The sequence below is a fragment of the Vibrio sp. SG41-7 genome (assembly GCF_014164465.1).
Taxonomy (GTDB): domain Bacteria; phylum Pseudomonadota; class Gammaproteobacteria; order Enterobacterales; family Vibrionaceae; genus Vibrio; species Vibrio splendidus.
This window is the reverse complement of the sequence record NZ_JACJFF010000296.1, coordinates 1-1,112: the sequence shown is the minus strand read 5'-3', so window position 1 is coordinate 1,112 and position 1,112 is coordinate 1. Positions and strand designations below refer to the sequence as shown.

Annotated in this window: 1 protein-coding gene; it reads left to right on the top strand. The window is 44.7% G+C overall.

What is annotated here, in order from left to right:
* On the top strand, positions 1–1,112 hold a 1,112-nt coding region (locus H5300_RS26740), incomplete at both ends, for an IS4-like element ISVbsp1 family transposase (RefSeq protein ID WP_182797360.1).

The window sequence follows — 1,112 nt, the reverse complement described above, 5'->3', positions numbered from 1 at the left end:
AATAAAGCGAGCATAAGACGACGTCGGCTTCCCGCTCAGCAAGCTGTCTGGTTAGTTATTTGGATGGGGCTGCAACGCAACATGTCTATCAAAGAGGTATGCAGTTCATTAGACATTGCGCTTCAGCCTAAACCTGAAGATAGCTGGTCTCGTGTTGCACCTAGTGTCCTAACTGATTCACGCCGACGTCTAGATGAGAGTCCATTAGCGGCTCTGTTTCACACAACGGTAAAGGCTTGGAACGGAGATATCCTTCAACAAGATAAAGACTTAGAGCTTAATGTTCTTGCTGTGGATGGAACAACATTTAGGTGCCAAGATTCCCCAGAGAACGCTGAAGAATTTGGGTTCATCTCTAAAAAATTGAAACCTTACCCTCAACTTCGTTTAGTCGCTTTGATGTCAACAGAAACTCGAATGATTATGGGGGCGGCTTTTGATGGCTGTCATGTCGGTGAAACGACCTTAGCTAAGCGTCTATTCAATGATATCCCCGCACATTCATTGACCTTATTTGATCGTTGTTATTTCTCGGCAGACCTCTTGTTGTCGTGGCAAGAGAGTGCGGAAAATGCTCACTGGTTAATGCCTGCAAAACGTAAGCTACGCTATGAAGTGTTGGAGAAATATGCGGAGAACGACATGCTCATCTCAATGCCCATCTCTCCTCAAGCTCAACGGCAGAATCCGAATTTACCCGCACGTTGGGAAGCTAGATTAGTCCTATATCAAGAGCCAAAAGGCGAGATAAAAGGTTTTATTACTTCACTTACAGACCCTAGTAGATACTCGCTAGAAAGCCTGCTGCGTATTTATTGGCAACGCTGGGAGATAGAAGAAGGTTATGGTGAAATTAAACAGACTCAACTGCAAAGTCACGTCACTTTACGAAGTCGTTTTTCTGCCGGTGTGAAGCAAGAGCTTTGGGGCGTATTACTTGCCTATAACTTAGTGCGATTAGAGATGGTTAAGATAGCTTCAGAAGCCGGGGTTCGAGCGACTAGGGTCAGTTTTACCGCCGCAATTAACCTTATTGATGCGCAATTACGTTGGTTAGCTTTAAGTCCAGACGGAACTCTACCTGTAAAACTGAAAAGGATGAGAGACAGTTT